Source organism: Psychrobacter sp. BF1 (assembly GCF_019279065.1).
Classification (GTDB): Bacteria; Pseudomonadota; Gammaproteobacteria; order Pseudomonadales; family Moraxellaceae; genus Psychrobacter; species Psychrobacter urativorans.
In genome coordinates this window covers 657,978-677,591 of sequence record NZ_JAGYWV010000001.1, presented here as the reverse complement: position 1 = coordinate 677,591, position 19,614 = coordinate 657,978, and the positions used below count along the sequence as shown (strand labels likewise).

Genomic DNA, 19,614 nt, shown 5'->3' with positions numbered 1-19,614 from the left:
GAAAAATATATAAAAACCCAAAAAGGCTAGCTGGTTTTAGCTATAACTCTATCCCTCTGTGCTGTCATACACTTTACCATTACCAAAGGCTTATTAAAAAATAGTTATGAAAAACACCCTCAATAATATGACTTTCCTGAACTATTATTTACAATAATAACTAGGCTACTGTTAAAAATAATAACCATCTTCTGATCAGCAAATTTTTTTATTAGCTTTAATAGTAGCCTAATGATAAAAATGTAGTAGCTTTGCTAAGGAGCTCTTTGTCGCTATTTGGCAGGTTTGCGTCGCCACTGTGCTTTGAGCAAAGATTTCTTACTGTTGTAAAAAATCAGTATTATGATCGATGGCTATAGTGGAGGGTGATAATAGATGACGATAATAATGTCGTTACATATCATTATCAAATAAATGCAGTTGCATCCTATACAAGCATAAAGGTTTGAAACATACTAAATAGCTGAATTGTTAATTTATTAAAATAAATATCAATAAGAACCGTTTATAAGGAGTACTTTATGTCACGCGATAAGATCGATCCAACGACTAAAATGGCACCAACAGATATTAATCAGGACGGCTTGGCCAAAGAAGATCAACAACGTACTGATGACTCAGCACTAGGTATGATGAAGGCTATGCATGAGCATGAAGATCATGAAGAAGATGAGGATGAATAGTACTCCTAAACAGTACTGAGGCTATGAATAAATAGCCATGTTGTTCACCACTAATTAACCAGCGCTTATCAAAATGATGAGCGCTTTTTTTGTCTAGGTTGACGCTTCTCTAGTAAATGCTCAGAAGCGTAGTTATAAATAAAGGCCGCCACTAATACTATAGTAATTGGCACAAATAGCGCACCATAGCCTACTCTGGCATACAAAAATGCACCGACTACTCCGCCACCACAAAAGCAATACCAGATAATAGCCTGAAAGCCCAGAGTCGGCTTACTAATAGTTCGGCCAGCTAACCAATTGCCGATAGTTGCTCCCATATCTGAGGTTAGACCTGTCAGATGAGTAGTACGAATAACCGCGCCGCTGTAAGTGGCTACCATAGCGTTTTGTAACCCGCAAGCCATAGCGGCTGCCAGTTGCCCAAAATAATCATGCTGCTGATATAAAAAACAGCTACTTAGTAACAGCGCAGCTTCCATATAGAGCGCAGTCCCGTAACGTCGGCCTAGCTTTAAGGAGGTTTGCCCGATGACAAAGCCACTCAGTACAGCACCGGCCAAAAACGATAATAGCGAGGCACCAATATATAAGATACTGCGCAAATCAAAGTGAGCGACAGCAGCTGAAAATAAGCTTACGTTACCAGTGACATGCGAGACTGAGAGATTAGTAAAACCCATAAGTGCTGCAGTATTAAGGCAGCCGGCACTAAATGCTAATACTGCTCCGCCCCATAGGATCCATCTTGGAAGTCTGGTTATCATAGCCACTACCTAGCTTATTACGGCAAAATTGCCATAGTATAACCAAAAAAGACAGCCCAAAGGCTGCCTCACTAGTACTTATCTTAACTGCTATAAATTAACCGCTAAAACAACTGTCAAATTACTTCTCTGCTTCACCTAACATCATTAGCTGCTCACTGATAGCTACTGTATTAAAGCCCGCATCAACAAACATAATCTCACCAGTAATACCAGAAGCCCATGGCGATAACAAGAACAAGGCGGCATTACCTACTTCCATCTGGCTAACATTACGCTGTAATGGGGCAATTTTTTCACTGATATCGAGCATCTTACGGAAGGATTTGATACCGCTCGCCGCCAAGGTACGGATAGGACCAGCTGAGATAGCATTAACGCGAATACCTTCGCCGCCCATTGAGGTAGCAAGATAGCGAACACTAGCCTCTAAGCTGGCTTTTGCCATACCCATAACATTGTAGTTTGGTAATACCGAAATACTACCTTCATAAGTTAGAGTGAGCATAGAACCATGACGCATAGCTAACAGTTCACGTGCGGCTTTTGCTAGCGCTACGAAGCTATAGCTTGAGATATCATGAGCGATATGACTACCTTCGCGAGTGGTGGCATTAACGAAATCACCGTCGAGTTGATCCATCGGTGCAAAGCCAATGGCATGTACTACCCCATCGATGCCATCGCTCCAATGAGCGGCCACTTGTTCAAAGCAAGCCGCTATAGACTCATCCGAAGCGACATCACACTCTAGCACTAAGTCCGCTTCAAAATGTTCCGCTGCCATGTCTACCCGCTTTTTGATCTTATCATTTGGATAAGTCAAAATTAAAGAAGCACCCTCACGATGCAGCGCTTCAGCGATAGCCCAAGCAATAGATAGCTTACTGGCGATACCAGTGACGACAAAACGTTGTCCTTGAAGTAGCATAATAGGTCCTTGTTAACCAATAAAAGTAGTTAGAAGTATTGTGGTTCAACAGTATAAATGGTCAATCGATTATTCGCTCATTATACACGAATCATATTAAGTAAACAGACGTAAACTGATAGTGATTATTGCCATTATTGGTTATCCTCAGCCCATAACCCGGAAGACTTACCTATAGCGGTATGAAGTTAATCTATTTTCACGTATAATCACAATCCTTCCAAGCTTGCACAGTTTTAAAGCCCTTGCTGACAGTTGTTAGCACTATAGGATTTAGCATTAAGTTATACCCACATTTTGGACGGCTGACAACCTTATGAGTAATACCCCAATTGCAACTTCAAACTACCATGAAAGTATTGAATCTTATCGTCAGCTTATTGTTTCGACAGGCGAAGATTTAGAGCGTCCTGGTCTTGAAGATACCCCTAAACGCGCAGCAACAGCTTTTGCCCATTTAACCCAAGGCTATCATCAGAACTTAGATAAAGTGGTCAATGACGCTATATTCCCGTCGACCAATCGTGAGCTAGTGTTAGTACAGAATATTGAATTTTATTCACTGTGCGAGCATCACATGTTGCCTTTTCATGGTGTTGCCCATATAGGTTATTTGCCTAATGGACAAGTACTAGGGTTATCTAAGTTTGCCCGTATTGTCGATATGTTTGCTCAACGCTTGCAAGTACAAGAGAATTTAAGTGAGCAAGTAGCACAAGCTATTATGGATGTCACTGGTTGTCGCGGCGTTGCTGTGGTTATGGATGCCTCGCATATGTGTATGATGATGCGTGGGGTCAGCAAACAGCATTCGACCACTCGTAGCACAGCCATGTTAGGTGAATATGTTCATGACAATCAAGCTCGCAATGAGTTTTTGGGCGCATTGCCCAAGCGTCAAGCTGCATTTTAGACCCCTACATAGTGACTGTATTGCGATAAAAAAGGAAGCTTAGGCTTCCTTTTTTTGCTTAATTTTTCTTTGTTTAATAGCTATTGAGTCGATTATTCCGAGTCAGACTAACTGAGCTAAAACCAGCTTAGGTAAAACCGATTTGAGTCAGAACATACGGTTCAACATTTGAGCCTTACCTTTTAGCATAAAAAATACCACCTCATTGTGAGATGGCATCAGTATTATGAAGAGCGATTCTAAAAAGCTTTGCTAAAAACCGTAGCAATAACCACTAGCGAAAGTAGCTGATTTTTGAGCTTTAATCTTTAAGCACTGAGCACTAGGCATCAAAGTGAATAACGCTGCGAATACTTTCACCATTATGCATCAGCTCAAAGGCTTTATTGATATCTTCTAGTGGCATTGTATGAGTAATAAAGTCATTCAATGGAATCTCGCCATCTAAATAACGCTCAACATAGCCTGGCAATTCTGAACGGCCTTTAACACCGCCAAATGCTGAACCACGCCAGACTCGGCCTGTCACTAGCTGGAATGGACGAGTAGAGATCTCTTTGCCAGCGCCAGCCACCCCAATGATAACTGACTCGCCCCAACCTTTATGGCAGCATTCAAGCGCTGAACGCATAACATCGACATTGCCGATACACTCAAACGAGTAATCAACACCGCCATCCGTCATCTCAACGATGACCTCTTGAATCGGTTTGTCGTAGTCTTTAGAGTTGATACAATCCGTTGCGCCCAGCTTTTTGGCCAATTCAAATTTATCTGCGTTAATATCAACGCCAATAATACGACTGGCTTTGGCCATTTTTGCACCGATAACCGCCGCTAGACCAATACCACCAAGACCAAAAATAGCTACCGTAGAGCCTTCTTCAACTTTGGCAGTATTCATTACGGCGCCCATACCGGTAGTTACCCCGCAACCGAGCAAGCAGACTTTTTCTAATTCAGCCTCTTTATTAACTTTGGCTAAAGAAATCTCTGGCAATACTGTATATTCAGAAAAGGTTGAGCAACCCATATAGTGATAAATAGGCTGACCATCTTTATAGAATCTAGTAGTGCCATCTGGCATTAAGCCTTTGCCTTGAGTTTCGCGCACTGCTGAGCAAAGGTTGGTTTTGCCTGAAGTACACATTTTGCACACCCCACACTCTGCGGTATATAAAGGAATCACATGATCGCCGACTTGTACGCTAGTCACCCCTTCACCGATTTGCTCAACAATACCACCGCCTTCGTGTCCTAAGATCGCTGGGAACACGCCTTCTGGGTCTTCACCAGATAGCGTATAAGCATCAGTATGACAAACGCCACTGGCAAGAATCTTTACTAATACTTCACCTTTACGTGGCAACATGACATCCACTTCTTCGATGGATAATGGCTGGTTAGGGCCCCAAGCAATAGCCGCTTTTGACTTAATAAATTTATCTGACATAATCCTCTCTCTTATTAATTGCTGCATCATTTTTTATTGATGCACTGAATTGTCGATGCATCGATTTAATGCATTAGAATTTTAGATGAGTGCGATCATTGTATATGATTTGACACTCAATAAAAGTATTGTCGTTTTAGCATTGTTTAGTGTTATGTAGCACGATAAAACTAGGGTTAATACTCACCTAAAAGCCAGCCACTGATAAAAGCAAAATACTCTCGAAACCAGGCGTTATAGCGAATCGATAACGGCGTTGGACTGGCTACAGTTATGGGCTGCTCATAACCTTGATGACGGGCTATAGCCGCTGCTCGAATAATATGAAAGTCACTAGTAACAATAGCAATAGGCTCCGCTAGATCCACCTCTTGAGCCGCTAAAATAATCTTGCTGTTCGCTAAGTTCTCTTGAGTGCTAGTACTAGTGCCTTCTTGCAAAATTCTCTCAAAGGGTAGGCTATGCTCTGTATGCAAATAGCTGGCCATAATATCTGCTTCACTACGTTGCCGCCCATAACCAATACCCCCACTAGTCACTATAATGGCCGATGGTTGAGCATTGATGATAGTGACTGCCGTATCTAAACGTTTAGCTAAAGTAGGCGTAGGCTTACCTGCTACTGTACCTGAGCCTAATACGATAATCGCCGCAACTGGTGGTAGTGGCTGTGCACTGCGTTTGATTTGCTGCTGCAAGGACTCAATGAATAGCGCAAAGCTAATTAGCCAAATCAGTAATAAGACCCATAGACTATACCAGCCATATTTAAGCCAACGGGTTTTTGTCATATAGTTGTAGATGGATCGCCAGTATACGCTATGGATGACCAACACAACGCCTAACCCTAGCGGCACTAAGGTACCAAAATTAATCTTGCCAGCAGCGATTAATAATACACAATCTACAATCAGCACTAAGCCGATAGCGCCTACCATGATCCGTGATACAGTGAGCAATACTTTTGACATAAATCAGCTTGTTAGAGTTTGTTATTTTAGAGTGTATTAAAGGGCAGATAGTTTTGATTGAGTAAATACGGCTATCAACCGGCTTTTAACAGCAAAAAATCGCTCACCACCTCAATAAATAGAAAATGGGGAACGATTTTTGACTAGTATACTGTTACTCGATGTATTCGATGTATTCAATGATCGCTTATTGGACGTTCAGTTATTAGAAGACTAATTATGACATTAGCCTATTAACTTTAACCGACTGCTTTTACATCGTCAATCCAGTTGCCATAACCTGCTGCTTGCATTTCTGCCAACGGCACAAAACGCATTGCTGCTGAGTTCATGCAATAGCGTTTGCCAGTAGGTGCTGGACCGTCATCAAATACATGGCCCACATGCGAATCAGCATAACGGCTACGTATTTCAGTACGATTACCAAAAATACCTAAGTCTGATTTTTCAACAACCATTTCAGCATTTAGCGGTCGGATAAAGCTTGGCCAGCCAGTACCAGAGTCGAATTGATCACGTGAGGAATATAACGGCTCACCTGATACCACATCGACATACAAACCGGGCTGTTTGTTATCCCAATATTCATTATCAAAAGCACGTTCAGTACCGTCCTTTTGCGTGACTTTATATTGCATACTGCTAAGTGACTTTTTTAGCTCATCTTGGCTTGGTTTTACAAAAGCATCTGCATTAAAGCCTACGCCAGCTTTAGTGCTCGCTGTTGTCTGCGCCGCACTGCTATCAGCGGCTGGTTTAAACTGGGCAAAATCTAATTCGTAATCTTTGCCATATACGCTTTCGATAAACTGATAACGACCAGAGTTAAAAGTGTAGGCCTTATAGCGTAGCGGGTTCTTTTTATAATAATCTTGATGATACTCTTCAGCGGGATAAAAGTCGCCGACAGGAACCACTTCAATCACTACTGGTTTTTTATAGACTCCAGAGGCCTCTAATGCCTTCTTAGCCGCTTCTGCTTGTTGCTGCTCTTGCTTATTATTATAAAAAATAGCGGGACGATATTGAGTACCACGATCTACGAACTGACCTTCACTATCGGTAGGATCTGCAATACGCCAAAGCGCTTGTAGTAAACCATCATAGCTAATTTGCTTTGGATCATAATATATCTGCGCCGCTTCAGTGTGGCCAGTGCCTCCGGCTGACACGGTAGTATAAGTCGGATTTGCAGACTTACCACCTGTATAACCTGAGACCACCTCTACTACCCCAGGTATCTTTTCATAACCGGCTTCCACACACCAAAAGCAACCGCCAGCTACTGTTGCCACTGCCAGATTTGGATCAGTAGGCGCATAAGGATTAGCCGCACTAGGGTTCTTTACCGTAGCGCTATTGTCAGCTGCAGTACAACCGGCATATAGAGCACTAGTGGCTACTAAAGCGATGCCAAGTATTTTGGCTTGTGATTTGAATGTCATCAGAAAATCCTAATAATGATTTTATGTTTGCATTGTAACCCTTAGGTATCACTGAAATATTCCTATTATGTTATATGTTTACAGTATTTCGGGGTTTTAAAGCTCACAGTTACCTTTAGAATACATTACTAATGCTATCTAACTTTGAAGAATAATTAACTAATAATCACTATAGATATTTTATAACCATGCACCTTAGTAGTTATTTATCTTAAGTTATATTAAGTTATATTAAGTTATCTTATCTCATGGAGTAAATCATCTCATCGCATGGAACAAAAATTTTCTAATTAGGTTATTTGTTTTAACTATTGACGCCAGCTTGTAACAAGCACTGGGCATAAGGATGCTGCGGATGCTTAAACACTGCTTCAGTGGCTCCTGACTCAACGCACATACCGTCTTTTAGCACCATAATATGCTGACATAAAGCTCGCACTACTTTTAGGTCGTGGCTAATAAATACATAGCTGATTTGCCGCTGCTGTTGAATTTCGCGTAGTAGATTAACGACGGTTACTTGAGTAGTGCTATCAAGCGCAGAAGTGGGCTCATCTAGAATCATTAACCGTGGCTGCATCACTAATGCTCGAGCTAGCGCCACTCGTTGCCGTTGACCGCCGGATAACTCATGAGGGTAACGATACACAAACTCGCTGGGTAAGTGCACTGTCTCTAAGCTGTCTATAACCGCTTGTATTCGAGCTGCCTTTGCAACACCTTGCACTAGTAACCCTTCTTCAATGATTTGCATCACTGTCATACGAGGATTGATACTAGCAAATGGATCTTGAAATATCATCTGAATTTGGGCGCGAAATTTGCGTAGCTCGCTATTAGACAATAAGGACATATCTTGACCATTGACTATAATCTGACCGCTGACTTTAGCTTGATTGCTGAGCAGCTGACTTAGAGCCAACGCAATAGTAGTCTTGCCCGAACCCGACTCTCCAATAATGCCTAATGCTTGTCCTGACGCTAAGCTCATGTCTATGTCTGTTACTGCATCAAACCAGCGCTTGGTCGTGCCAAACAAGTTTTTTTGCACTGGGAATTGTACTTGTAACTGCTTAACTTGTAGCACTATAGCCGGCTTATCTGAGCCACTTTGCTGGATATCTAATGCTTGACCAAAGTCTTGGCGCATCAAAGTACGAGTATAGTCGGCTTTTGGATTGGCAAAAACCGCTGCCGTCGTTCCGTGCTCAATAGTCTGCCCTTGACGCATTACGATAACTTCATCGCTATAGCGCCTAACCAGATTAAGATCATGGCTAATAAGTATCATCGCCATATTATGCTCACGCTTTAAGTCATTGAGCAGCGATAAAATCTCATGTTGCAGGGTCACATCAAGGGCAGTTGTTGGTTCATCAGCAATCAAGATATCCGGCTGCTGCGCTAACGCCATCGCTATCATCACTCGCTGACGCTGACCGCCGGAAAGCTCATGCGGATAGCGATTTAGCTTATCTTCAGGGTCAGTAATATTGACGTCGTTTAGCAGCTTAATAGTCTGCATCCGCCATTGTTTTTTGGCTACGCCCCTCAAGCGCAGCGACTCAGCGATTTGCTTGACAACCGTATGCAGTGGATTAAGGGCGGTCATCGGCTCTTGAAATATCATGCCGATACGCTGACCACGGACTGAGCGCAATACCTTATCTTGTGAATCATGGTTAGCTATCGGCAAGGCAAGCATAGTCGACTGCTCTGCTGAACTTGCCAGCTCTACATCACCAGTCACGTTTAGACTCTTAGGTAATAGCCCTAATAACGCTAAGCTAGCAATAGACTTGCCCGATCCTGACTCCCCAACGATAGCCAGCGTTTGGCCTTGCTGCAGCTGATAACCCAGCTTATCTACTAAGGTCGCGCCGGTATTAGTGACGATACTCAGCTCACTCACTGTCAACACCGGCGCTGTTTTATTATTTATCATCATATTAAGAGCGCCTCGGATCAAACGCGTCACGTAGCGCTTCGCCAATAAAGATTAGCAACGATAAAATAAAGGTCAAACTGAAGAATCCTGATAACGCCAGCCAAGGAGCGTTTAAGTTGTTTTTACCTTGTACCATCAGCTCTCCTAGCGAGGGTGAACCTGGCGGCAAACCATATCCTAAAAAGTCTAAAGCGGTCAGGGCAATGATATTAGCGGTTAAAATAAAGGGCAGTTGCGATAAGCTCGATGCCAGTGCATTAGGTAAGATATGTCGCCACATGATTTGGCTATCGGCGACTCCTAAGTTACGCGCCGCCCGCACATAATCAAAATTACGTGCGCGTAAAAACTCAGCACGCACTAAGCCAACTAGTCCCATCCAACCGAATAGCAGCATTAACGCAAATAATACACTAATACTAGGACTAAATAAGCTGACCAAAATAATAATCATAAATAGCTGCGGCATACCGCCCCACACTTCCATAAAGCGCTGGCCTGCCAGATCCACCCAACCGCCATAATAGCCTTGAATAGCTCCTACGATAATCCCAATCAGTGCTCCTACTAAAGTCAGAGCTAAACCGAATAATAAGGACACCCGCATACCATAAAGTATCCGTGCCAGCACATCACGACCTTGATCATCAGTGCCTAACCAGTTCTGGCTATTGGGCGCGGCTGGATAAGGGATAGCTAGCTCGACATTGGGCGTTTGGTCAGCGAAGGCGATAATCGGCATCACATAATAGCCTTTAGCATTGATTAACGCTTGTACCGCTGGGTCTTTATAATTAGTCTCAGTTTCAAAAATGCCGCCAAAGGTAGTCTCAGGGTAAGCCTTAGCTACTGGGAAGTAATAACTATTGTCATACTGCACTAATAAAGGCTTATCGTTAGCAATCACATTAGCAGCCATACAAATAATAAATATTAAGCTAAAAACCACTAACGATATAACACCTAAGCGATTATTACCGAAGCGTTTGAGACGAGCTTGCCAGATTGGGTTTAGGCGTGGCTTTTTTGATTTAGGCTCTTGCTTGCCTATAGTATCGCTACTAGTAGGTGGTATTTGCGCAGTAGACATTAGCGCCCCTCAAAATCAATACGTGGATCTATCAAGTGATAACTTAGATCACTAATCAGCTGCAATAATAGACCTAATAAAGTAAAGATGAATAAAGTACCAAAGATCACTGGATAATCACGCTGTTGGATAGCCTCAAAGCCTAGCAGCCCTAGCCCATCTAGCTTAAAGATAATCTCAATGAGAAAATTGCCAGCAAAGAAAATACCGACGATAGCCGCTGGAATACCAGCAATGATAATCAACATAGCATTACGAAATACGTGGCCATATAATACTTGGCGCTCTGCTAAACCTTTGGCACGAGCCGTCAATACATACTGCTTGCCCAGCTCTTCTAAAAAGCTAAATTTTGTCAAATAAGTAAGGCCTGCAAAGCCGCCAACCGTACTAGCCAGCAACGGCAAAGCTAAATGCCAAAAATAATCTTTTATTTTGCCGAGCGCTGATAGTTGATCAAAATTCTCTGAAGTCAGCCCTTGTAGCGGAAAGATATTCCAGTAGCTACCACCAGCAAAAAACACTAGTAAAATAACCGCAAACACAAACACAGGTATCGCATGACCGATCGCCAATAGCATCGCCGTCACTTTATCAATAGACGAGCCATGATGCATGGCCTTGTAGACCCCTAACGGAATAGCTATCAGATAGATCAGCAGCGTACTCCACAGCCCAAGCGAGATTGACACGGGTAGCTTCTCTATAATCAGCTCAGTCACTGATTGACCCTTAAAGAATGACTCGCCAAAGTCTAAGCGAGCATAATTCTTTAGCATTAACCAAAAGCGTTCTGGCGCTGACTTATCAAAGCCATACTGGGCATTAATAGCAGCGATCATCTCCTCTGATAGACCACGTGTTCCTTGATAAGTACTACTATTAGCACCAGAGCTACCCGCACCTACACTGCCATTAAGCGCATTATCTTTGGCTCCTTGCTCAATAAGAGCCAGTTGCTGCTCCACTGGGCCACCAGGAGCGGCTTGCACGATGACAAAGTTTGCCAATAATATCAAAAACAGCGTCGGCAATATAAGCAGTAGTCTCTTTAAGATATAACGACCCATAATGGCAACTTCCTGACCGGCAAATAGAGGAGAGAGCTAGCAGACTACTCAATAATTCTACATATAACCTTACATAACATAGAACTAAAAATTATTTTTCAGCTCACGTAGCGCGGCGAATACTGTTAATGGCTCTTCATCAGCAATAGTCATTTGCGCTTGCACCCCTGCTATTACGCTAGCTTCTGTTACTCGCAAGAACACATTGATGGCCCGCTCATGCTCCAAAGTGACGGGCAAAGTCGGTACACCTTGCGCCGTTTGCTGTTCAGCTTGTACTAGCGCTTGCTGTATGGCTACATTTTCCGGCTCAATAGTTAAGGCAAAACGTAAGTTATTGGCAGTATATTCATGCGCTGGGTACAATAAGGTTTCAGCCGGCAACTCATCGATGCGCTTAAAGCTCTGGTACAGCTGCTCGATAGTGCCAGTGAATACTCGACCACAGCCGCCACTAAACAGAGTATCACCACAGAAACAATGCTTTTGATTATCAATGTCTAAGATATAAGCAATATGGCTGTTAGTGTGTCCTGAGATATCCCAAACTTGTGCTGAGCAGCCCCAAGCACTTACGGTGCTACCATCTTTGATAGTTTGATCTTCCTCGACCCCATGCTCACTGTGCGCCACGATATGGGTCATTGGAAAGTGCTCTTGCAGCTCCATCACGCCGCCAGTATGATCAAAATGATGATGAGTGGTCCAAATTGAAGTCAGCTCAAGTCCCTGCTGTTCCATATAGGCGGCTACCGGAGCCGATTGACCAGGATCAATCACGATAGCTTGTTTATTGTTCTTATTGATTAATGTCCAAATATAATTGTCATTAAAAGCTTTAATGGGATGAATTTCAATAGTCATAGTAAATCCTTGTTATTAGCAACTGTCTTTAGTTTTTATCCGCAACCATAGCTGTAAGCTGAACGGGTTTGGTCAACTGAGCTTGATTAATGTTCATTTAAAATTATAATTAGCGACTTATCCTAGCTAATAACTTAAATATCATAAATAGCTTTAAGGTCATAGATAGCTTTAAGTTTTTAAATACCTTTTATATCTTAGACTAGTTTAACGCCCTAAATACTTGTCTACTTTTGCCTCGGCAGCTTTATCTACCCACCAGTAATCTATGCCCACAGCATTAGTCGGTAGCGTGGCATGACGGTATTGGTTCCAATAAGCCACATTAGTGCCTGACTTACCATATAACGGCACTAGATAATAACCGGCACGAAGTAGACGATCGAGCACATGAGTATATACAATAATCTCATCACGGCTTTTGGCATCTGCAAGCGCTTGGGTCACTTGATCTATCGCTTTATTGTTGACGCCTATAGTATTGTTATTCCCTAGTTGCTTAGCGGCGGCGCTACCCCAATAGCTAGCTTGCTCGGCACCGGGCGATAAGCTTTGGGCAAACACATCTACAGTCATATCATAATCATAACTACGCATGCGCTCATAATATTGTGGCCCATCCACTTGGCGCAGCTTGGCCTCGAACCCTAAACGCTCAATATTACGGATATAAGGTAATAATACTCGGCTTAAGGTATCGCCAGTCATTAAGATTTCAATCTGTGCAGGCTTACCATCAGGTTGATACAATTTCATATCATCATAATAGAACCCAGCGGCCAATAATAACTGCCGCGCCTTTAATAGTCCTTGGCGATTAAAGCCAGCACCATCAGTAGTAGGTAGTTGCCACGCCTCCAATACGCCCTGCCGCTGTATAGGCTCAAGCTCAGGCAACAATGGGCTGATTATTTTCATCTCCGCCTTTGATGGCGTACCTAAAGCGGCTAGCTCCGAGCCATGAAAGAAGCTTTGTAAGCGCTCATATTGATCATGAAATAGAGTTTTATTCATCCATTCAAAATCGTAAGCAGCACTCAAAGCCTGACGCACACGGATATCTTGAAAAATGGGCCGACGCATATTCATAATCAGACCTTGCATCGGTACTGGATTTTGACTGCTGATGGCTTCTTTATCGATCATGCCAGCGGTTACTGCTGGGAAATTATAACCGGTAGCCCAGTTAGAGGCTTTATTCTCCGGACGAAAACGATATTGACCTGATTTAAAGCCTTCAAAGGCAATCTCGTCACTTTGATAATAAACAAACTTAATCTTATCAAAGTTATAGCGACCACGATTGACCATCAAGTCCCGACCCCAATAGTCAGGATCCCGCACATAACTAACCGAACGCCCTGCTTCTACTCGACCTAACTTATAAGGGCCACTACCCATTAAAGGCGTGAGACTAATTTTTTCAAAATCAGCATCAATGGAGGACTTAGCAAATACTGGAAACTGGCCAACCGTTAACAGGATTTCCTTATTATCACTGGAGACAAAAGTGAACTTCACTCGCTGCTTATCGACAATTTCAACCTTTTTGATATCGCCTAAATAGCTGCGAATAAACATCGGGCCTTTGGTCAGTAGCGCCTCATAAGTCGCCTTTACATCAGCGCTAGTCACTGGCGTGCCATCCCAAAAGCGCGCACTTGGATCGACATGATAAATAATCCAGCTGGTATCATCAGGGTCATAAGTGACTTTATTGGCTAGCTGCGGATACATAGTAAAGGCTTCGTTTAACGAGCCTGTCATTAAGGTATCGTAAAGATAGTCAGTACCTATCATCGCCACCCCAGTGGTCATCCACTTATTAGCGGCATTAAAAGTGCCACGCGCATCAAGCGATAGCGTACCACCAGTTGGCGCTTTAGGATTAGCATAGGGCATATAAGGGACATCTACATATTTAGCAGTACTATTATGCCCAAGCGCCGTAATAGTAATAGGCTTGGCTATACTGGTCGGTATCCAGCCGATAGCCACACTTAAGAGCACTGTTTTTAGCAGAATATTTTTTATCATGGTTAGTGTCGTAACTTATTATCACCAGCAGTATGAAAGCAAATTTATATAGCGAGTTACTTTAGCTGCTGACTAAAAATATTTGAATTACAAAAATTTATCATAACAAACTTCGCTTTTTTAACCTAATGCTTTACGAAGATGAGCTTAGCAAGCGATCCGTTCAGCAGACAGTATTCGGTAATACAGGGTTTATGATTGCCCTCACTATGCTCATATTATTGCCACAACTGTGCCAAGCTTTTAGTGTCACATTTTTAGGGTTAATGCTTTGATAGCAATTGTTTTATAGTAAGTCTTTTATACTAAGTACTATTGCAAAAAAAAGACGCAGTCGCTAGCAACTACGTCTTTCATTGGTCTCAATAGCCTTAGCTATTAACCATACTTTTTTTCAAAGGCTCTCATAAAGTCTACTAGCTGCTGTACCCATTGCAACGGTACTGCATTATAAATACTAGCACGCATACCGCCAACTTCACGATGGCCTTTTAGGCTTAGCAGTCCCGCCTGCTCTGACTCCTCAAGGAATACTTTATCAAGAGTGCTATCAGCTAAAGTAAAAGGCACGTTCATGATAGAGCGATACTCAGGAGCTATTGCATTATGGTAGAACTCGCTATTGTCTATAGCATCATAAAGCAATGCGGCTTTTTGTTGATTGATTTTGCCGATAGCTTCAACCCCACCTTGCTCTTCCAACCAATCAAATACAAGACCCGCTAGATACCAAGAATAAGTCGCTGGCGTGTTGGACATTGATTCTTTTTCTACTTGATGCTCATAGTTAAGCAGTAGTGGACACCACTCGCTTGCTTGCCCTAATAAGTCTTCACGAATAATAATAATAACTAGACCTGCTGGGCCAATATTCTTTTGTGCACCAGCGTAAATCATCCCAAACTTAGAGACGTCAATCGGCTGCGACAAGATACAGGATGACATATCGACAATCAGAGGTACGTCGACTTGTGGCGGCTCAAATATTTGCAAACCATGGATAGTTTCGTTAGCACAATAGTGAAAATAAGCAGCGTCTTTAGTGGTATTCCATGTGCTGCGGGCAGGCACATCAGTGAAGTTATGGTCTTTACCAGTTGCTACTAAGTTGACTTCACCTAGACCCAATTTGGCATAGCGCTGAGCTTCTTTGATCGCTTTGGCTGACCAAGTACCGGTAGTTAAGTAATCTGCACGTTTACCATCCAGTAAATTTAAAGGAATAGCAGAGAACTGTAAACTACCGCCACCTTGTAAAAATAATACTTTGTAGTTATCAGGTATTTGCATCAGCGAACGCAGTTTGGCTTCGGCTTTTTCGGTGATTGCCAAATACTCTTTACTGCGATGGCTCACCTCCATCACTGATACGCCGCGACCTTGCCAATCTAACAACTCATCTTGGGCCCGCTGCAATACTTCAGTAGGTAAAGTTGCAGGACCAGCGCTAAAGTTAGGGACTCGATGAACAGCAGCTTTGTTATCAGTAGTTATATCAGTAGTCATATAGGTAGTCCTTAATATAATAGATTTTAGGTGGTAAAGTGAGAACAGTGACAGTTAAAGTTAAAGTTAAAGTTACAGGGTTTGAGTGCTAGTGCCGATTATCTAATCTAAATATATACTAATCTCAGCTTAGTACGTGACAATGACAGCTGCCCGTTATTTATGCTCTGAGCATTCTTAACGCTCTTAACGCTCTTAACGCCCCTAACACTAAGCTTGGTTGGATATCTGCTGCCACAGTTGGCGTTTAAGCGTACTATCAATGAGCATCGCCTCTAAGCTTGGCGCACTGACCATATTAGGATGCGTCAACAGTTTAGGCAGCTCAGTCAGAGCGACTACTTGGATATCTTCACTACGGCCTATCTTAAAGATATAACCAGCAAGACTAGCATTAGCAAGCTCAGCGGTATCCATACCAGCACAAATCGGAAAAGAGGTAGTCTCACACTCTAGCGATAGGGCTTGGCAGACATTCTGCCATAGCTTCTGGCTATCGCTACTAAGGGCCTGGATATCGACCAGCAGTACCCAATTGCCATAGCGTCCCCCTTGCAGATCAAAGGGCACTACTTTATCTAAGGTTTTTTTATAGTTATCAGTAGAATCGTTATTAGAAGGGTCAACAGCGGCAGTCGCTTTAGTTATCAGTGGCTGTACTAAACCTGTGACTGTCGCCCTAGAGTCTACAGGCGCAGATAAAGGGCTATTGTCTAAAGAATCTATATAATAGGACGGTAGTGGCTCAATGTTTTGACTGTTATCTTCAATGATGCGCTCACTGATATCTTGAACATCATCAACGCTAGTGAGCACAGGCTGCGCTGGCGCTGCTAAACTAAGCGCATCTTGGGCGCTAGTAGATTCGAAGGCAGGACTAGTAAACGATAGTGGCTCTACCTGTTGTAGCGGCTCGTTATCAGCAACCGCGTCTATATCAGCTATATTCAAAGTGGCTGAACTCGGTTGTATCCACTGGTTAATACCCATCATCGCCAGAATCTGCCGCTGCTGTACTCTACGTTGCATCGACTGTTGCGCTTGACGTTGTTGCAATGTTAGCGGCTCTTGGGTCTCATTCATAGCTCTGTATTATCCTAATTATCTATTTATAATGAGTTAAGAGATGGCTAAATTTTTGCCTGATTATCGTATCCTGTAAGCGCCTGCTATGCAAGGTACTAAGTGCTAACTAAGCCATAAATTCAGCTAATCATAAGCGAATTAAATAAAAACTTGACCAAAAAAAACCCTTTACATAGTAAGGGCGTCATCACACGGTCAACAGTTGGTTTGCTAGGCACTGCGGTTATAACTGACTTAGGCTAAGTATTTATACTGACTATAAAAAAATCGACCTATAAATACCACTAACAAGAAATCGCAGACAAAAAAAAGCGACTCCATCAGTGCGAATACTTGTACCGAGTTGTCCTGACTTTTACCTAGTAAGTACCATTGATTTATAAGGGTTACGGCTTTTTAGTCTTTACAACTATGGACAACTTAGCCATAATCTAGCCAACTTTAGACAAATCAACTGGCTATCAGAAAGGCTATCAAGTGGCTATCAAAACCGACACTCAAATCAAAAAGATAATCAAAACCCATCAAGATGGTAACGCAATTTATCTTATAGATGGTTTCGCAGGGCTAGACCTGTACATTCGAGAAAACAAGACTACCACATTTAGGCACCGATACACTAGCCCTGTTACAGGTAAGCGTCCATATTATACACTTGGAACTTATCCCTATATGACTCTCGAGCAAGCAAGAGATAAACATAGTGACAACATCAAGCTATTGAAAAATGGTATCGACCCAAAACTACATGACGAGAGATTGAAAGATAAAAAGCGGTCGATGCCGACATTTAGCGAACTGGCTGACGACTGGCTCCAGTCGCAGATAGCATCAAAACAGTTTGAGCATCGTACTATTGAGCAAAAGCGCACTCATATAAACTATGCTGCTGCTTACTTTGGACGTATGCCAGTCGATCAGATAAGAACGCCTGACGTACTTCGAGCGATTAAAGACATCGAAAAGAAAACCATACCAACCGCTAAGCGTGTCCGTGGTGTCTGCCAGCGTATTTTTGCGTTGGCTATTGGTCAAGGGTATATTGATAACAACCCCGCTATTGCAGTCTCTGACCTCATGCTACCAAAGCCAAAAACCGAACATCACCACGCTATCATTGAGCCAGTAGCATTTGGTAAGCTGCTAGCCGATATTGATAATGTTACTGACTTTTACGGTCACGCTCAAAACATCCTAAGATTGCAATCAATGCTGTTTCAGCGTAGCGGCGATATGTGCTCAATGCGCTGGGATGCTATCGACTTTGATACTAGGACTTGGACGTTTAGTCCGCAGAAAACAGGCAATAGGTCTGATATGGTAGCTAGTCTAGTAGTGCCACTAGCAACGCAAGCTATTGATATTTTACACGCTTTACACGCCAATACACGCCATACGCCATACGTGTTTTATAACAGTAGGCGTAAAGATAAGTTTGAGCACCAGCAGCAACTTAACAAGTTCTTGTGGCGATTAGGTTATAAAGACGTTCATACACCACATGGATTTCGTGCGTCTGCTCGCACTATGATGGTTGAACAGTTGGGAATATCCGAACACTTGATAGAATTGCAGCTTGGCCATAGTGTGCGTGATGCAAATGGTAGGGCATATAACCGTGTAACTTTAATGCCAGAGCGTAGAGATATGATGCAAAAATGGGCTGACTACTTAGACTCTCTTAAAGCAACTACCAAGTAATGTTAGGGTGTTCAAAATTTTGGCAAAAAAAATAAGCCCACTCGAATTAACGAATGGGCTTTTGCGGTTATGGCTAGAATCGAACTAGCGACACATCAGTGTTAGTGAATGCTCTACCGACTGAGCTACACAACCTAGTTTACGCCTTACGCGAACCTTTGTTAGTCAGCTAGTTTCATGCTGTGCACATCAAATGGGTAGCCCGTTCGATACACTACGCTAGCATAACTATTATAACAGCTAAACGTAGCTAGATGCGGCTAACTTAAAAACAACGCTCGTTCTTCTGTGCGTCTGCGAGTTAGTCCAGGTATAGGCTCAAGTTTGCCATTTACACGTCCATTATTAAACTTCAAAAACCCATCGGCAGCAGCTTTGTAGTTGCCAGCATGAATATTACCTGTGACGCTATTTGATCGTGACAGCGCCCCGATACCAATGTTGTAAGCTAGCGATACAAGCGCATCGAACATATTTTGATTAAGCTTGCCGCTTTTGATCTCGTCAGCGAATAACTTATTCACACCCGATGCAAAATCAAGGTTAATAATATCTTGTTTGAGCTTGGCAGCCTGTGGCTCAGTCAATGGCGCGTCTGTCATACGTACCTTGCGTCTATCAAGATAGTAGGTATTGCCATAGCCGATAGTTGGTACTCCAACCATATCAATGTAAGGCTTACTTTTAAACCCCTCGTAACGCTTCATCATATCAGCACCACTCTTTGATAGCAGTAAGCTACCGGTAGCAGCGCTAGCTGTATGAGTCCAGCCATTGAGCGCAGAAATAGCCGTTTGCAGAACGTCAGCACGTACGACGGTCAACAGCTCATTCATGCCGTCAACCTGCACTTGATTAAGCTTGCCGTTATCTTGCTTTGACTTTAGCCATTCAAAAAATTCATCATGCGTCATAATTTAGCCCCAAAAAAAACCCCAATTAAGGGGCGATTAGTGTTTATGTTTGTAGTGCCAAAGTGTTTTAAATCGGATCGGCTTGTTTATTGTTAGCTGCTTAATGTAGAGTAGATTATTGACCAGCATGACAAGTCTAAATAGCACAGTGGCAAACACTGGTAAATGTGCTGTACCCCAGTCAGCCCACAGCAATATAATCCAGCCCACAGCATATAAGTTAAGCTTAGCCATA

16 protein-coding genes and 1 tRNA gene are annotated in these 19,614 nt (G+C 42.7%); 3 read left to right on the top strand and 14 right to left on the bottom strand.

Annotated features, from left to right (window positions below; translation table 11 throughout):
* The first annotated feature begins 521 nt into the window (after window positions 1-521).
* Complete coding sequence (locus KZA12_RS02835) at window positions 522-683, top strand: hypothetical protein (protein ID WP_201624371.1); 162 nt, start codon at window positions 522-524, stop codon at window positions 681-683.
* A gap of 68 nt (window positions 684-751) precedes the next feature.
* Here the strand turns inward: KZA12_RS02835 and KZA12_RS02830 are convergent, their stop codons facing one another.
* Both KZA12_RS02830 and KZA12_RS02825 read right to left on the bottom strand, forming a co-directional pair.
* Window positions 752-1,450, bottom strand: a complete 699-nt coding sequence (locus KZA12_RS02830) for a YoaK family protein (protein ID WP_218689137.1) — start codon at window positions 1,448-1,450, stop codon at window positions 752-754.
* A gap of 121 nt (window positions 1,451-1,571) precedes the next feature.
* Entirely contained in the window at window positions 1,572-2,381 is an 810-nt protein-coding gene (locus tag KZA12_RS02825) for an enoyl-ACP reductase (RefSeq protein ID WP_201624375.1), read from the bottom strand.
* 316 nt (window positions 2,382-2,697) lie between these two features.
* Here KZA12_RS02825 and folE point away from each other — a divergent pair, with 316 nt between their 5' ends.
* Window positions 2,698-3,294: a GTP cyclohydrolase I FolE gene (gene folE / locus KZA12_RS02820; RefSeq protein WP_201624377.1), complete on the top strand. Its 597-nt coding sequence runs from the start codon at window positions 2,698-2,700 to the stop codon at window positions 3,292-3,294.
* 322 nt (window positions 3,295-3,616) lie between these two features.
* Here folE and KZA12_RS02815 read toward each other — a convergent pair whose 3' ends face one another.
* The 10 genes from KZA12_RS02815 to KZA12_RS02770 all read right to left on the bottom strand — a co-directional run bounded on the left by KZA12_RS02815 (window position 3,617) and on the right by KZA12_RS02770 (window position 16,761).
* Entirely contained in the window at window positions 3,617-4,747 is a 1,131-nt protein-coding gene (locus KZA12_RS02815) for an S-(hydroxymethyl)glutathione dehydrogenase/class III alcohol dehydrogenase (protein ID WP_201624379.1), read from the bottom strand.
* 176 nt (window positions 4,748-4,923) lie between these two features.
* The gene (locus KZA12_RS02810; RefSeq protein WP_218689136.1) at window positions 4,924-5,718 is read right to left on the bottom strand and encodes a YdcF family protein; all 795 of its coding nucleotides are present in this window, start codon (window positions 5,716-5,718) and stop codon (window positions 4,924-4,926) included.
* A 239-nt stretch (window positions 5,719-5,957) separates the two neighbouring features.
* Window positions 5,958-7,163, bottom strand: a complete 1,206-nt coding sequence (msrB, locus tag KZA12_RS02805; RefSeq protein WP_218689135.1) for a peptide-methionine (R)-S-oxide reductase MsrB — start codon at window positions 7,161-7,163, stop codon at window positions 5,958-5,960.
* 304 nt (window positions 7,164-7,467) lie between these two features.
* Window positions 7,468-9,111 (bottom strand): ABC transporter ATP-binding protein, encoded by a 1,644-nt coding sequence (locus tag KZA12_RS02800; protein ID WP_218689134.1) that lies wholly within the window; start codon window positions 9,109-9,111, stop codon window positions 7,468-7,470.
* A 1-nt stretch (window position 9,112) separates the two neighbouring features.
* Window positions 9,113-10,201 carry an ABC transporter permease gene (locus KZA12_RS02795; RefSeq protein ID WP_256932785.1) on the bottom strand — a complete coding sequence of 363 codons (1,089 nt, stop codon included), beginning with the start codon at window positions 10,199-10,201 and terminating at the stop codon, window positions 9,113-9,115.
* On the bottom strand, window positions 10,201-11,271 hold the full coding sequence (gene yejB, locus KZA12_RS02790; RefSeq protein WP_201624386.1) for a microcin C ABC transporter permease YejB: 1,071 nt from the start codon (window positions 11,269-11,271) through the stop codon (window positions 10,201-10,203). Before yejB ends, KZA12_RS02795 begins: the two co-directional genes overlap by 1 nt.
* A gap of 84 nt (window positions 11,272-11,355) precedes the next feature.
* Window positions 11,356-12,135, bottom strand: a complete 780-nt coding sequence (gloB, locus tag KZA12_RS02785; RefSeq protein ID WP_218689133.1) for a hydroxyacylglutathione hydrolase — start codon at window positions 12,133-12,135, stop codon at window positions 11,356-11,358.
* A 207-nt stretch (window positions 12,136-12,342) separates the two neighbouring features.
* Window positions 12,343-14,172, bottom strand: a complete 1,830-nt coding sequence (locus KZA12_RS02780) for an extracellular solute-binding protein (protein WP_218689132.1) — start codon at window positions 14,170-14,172, stop codon at window positions 12,343-12,345.
* A 378-nt stretch (window positions 14,173-14,550) separates the two neighbouring features.
* Window positions 14,551-15,678, bottom strand: coding sequence for a 3-phosphoserine/phosphohydroxythreonine transaminase (gene serC, locus KZA12_RS02775; protein WP_218689131.1), 1,128 nt, complete (start codon window positions 15,676-15,678; stop codon window positions 14,551-14,553).
* Between the two features lie 210 nt (window positions 15,679-15,888).
* The gene (locus KZA12_RS02770) at window positions 15,889-16,761 is read right to left on the bottom strand and encodes a DNA polymerase III subunit psi (protein WP_218689130.1); all 873 of its coding nucleotides are present in this window, start codon (window positions 16,759-16,761) and stop codon (window positions 15,889-15,891) included.
* A gap of 480 nt (window positions 16,762-17,241) precedes the next feature.
* Between KZA12_RS02770 and KZA12_RS14790 the strand changes: the two genes are divergently transcribed.
* Window positions 17,242-18,465, top strand: coding sequence for a site-specific integrase (locus tag KZA12_RS14790; protein ID WP_218689129.1), 1,224 nt, complete (start codon window positions 17,242-17,244; stop codon window positions 18,463-18,465).
* A gap of 64 nt (window positions 18,466-18,529) precedes the next feature.
* Here the strand turns inward: KZA12_RS14790 and KZA12_RS02760 are convergent.
* Window positions 18,530-18,600: transfer RNA gene (locus KZA12_RS02760), tRNA-Val, on the bottom strand.
* A 125-nt stretch (window positions 18,601-18,725) separates the two neighbouring features.
* Window positions 18,726-19,379, bottom strand: coding sequence for a lysozyme (locus tag KZA12_RS02755; RefSeq protein WP_218689128.1), 654 nt, complete (start codon window positions 19,377-19,379; stop codon window positions 18,726-18,728).
* Between the last annotated feature and the right edge of the window lie 235 nt (window positions 19,380-19,614).

What these genes read in the sequence shown, in the direction of transcription:
- KZA12_RS02835 (WP_201624371.1), top strand. Translation starts at nt 522, where the DNA reads ATGTCACGCGATAAGATCGATCCAACGACTAAAATGGCACCAACAGAT.
- KZA12_RS02755 (WP_218689128.1), bottom strand. Translation starts at nt 19,379, where the DNA reads ATGACGCATGATGAATTTTTTGAATGGCTAAAGTCAAAGCAAGATAAC.
- folE (WP_201624377.1), top strand. Translation starts at nt 2,698, where the DNA reads ATGAGTAATACCCCAATTGCAACTTCAAACTACCATGAAAGTATTGAA.
- KZA12_RS02795 (WP_256932785.1), bottom strand. Translation starts at nt 10,201, where the DNA reads ATGTCTACTGCGCAAATACCACCTACTAGTAGCGATACTATAGGCAAG.
- KZA12_RS02770 (WP_218689130.1), bottom strand. Translation starts at nt 16,761, where the DNA reads ATGAATGAGACCCAAGAGCCGCTAACATTGCAACAACGTCAAGCGCAA.
- KZA12_RS02830 (WP_218689137.1), bottom strand. Translation starts at nt 1,450, where the DNA reads ATGATAACCAGACTTCCAAGATGGATCCTATGGGGCGGAGCAGTATTA.
- serC (WP_218689131.1), bottom strand. Translation starts at nt 15,678, where the DNA reads ATGACTACTGATATAACTACTGATAACAAAGCTGCTGTTCATCGAGTC.
- KZA12_RS02815 (WP_201624379.1), bottom strand. Translation starts at nt 4,747, where the DNA reads ATGTCAGATAAATTTATTAAGTCAAAAGCGGCTATTGCTTGGGGCCCT.
- KZA12_RS02825 (WP_201624375.1), bottom strand. Translation starts at nt 2,381, where the DNA reads ATGCTACTTCAAGGACAACGTTTTGTCGTCACTGGTATCGCCAGTAAG.
- KZA12_RS02810 (WP_218689136.1), bottom strand. Translation starts at nt 5,718, where the DNA reads ATGTCAAAAGTATTGCTCACTGTATCACGGATCATGGTAGGCGCTATC.
- yejB (WP_201624386.1), bottom strand. Translation starts at nt 11,271, where the DNA reads ATGGGTCGTTATATCTTAAAGAGACTACTGCTTATATTGCCGACGCTG.
- KZA12_RS02780 (WP_218689132.1), bottom strand. Translation starts at nt 14,172, where the DNA reads ATGATAAAAAATATTCTGCTAAAAACAGTGCTCTTAAGTGTGGCTATC.
- KZA12_RS02800 (WP_218689134.1), bottom strand. Translation starts at nt 9,111, where the DNA reads ATGATGATAAATAATAAAACAGCGCCGGTGTTGACAGTGAGTGAGCTG.
- msrB (WP_218689135.1), bottom strand. Translation starts at nt 7,163, where the DNA reads ATGACATTCAAATCACAAGCCAAAATACTTGGCATCGCTTTAGTAGCC.
- gloB (WP_218689133.1), bottom strand. Translation starts at nt 12,135, where the DNA reads ATGACTATTGAAATTCATCCCATTAAAGCTTTTAATGACAATTATATT.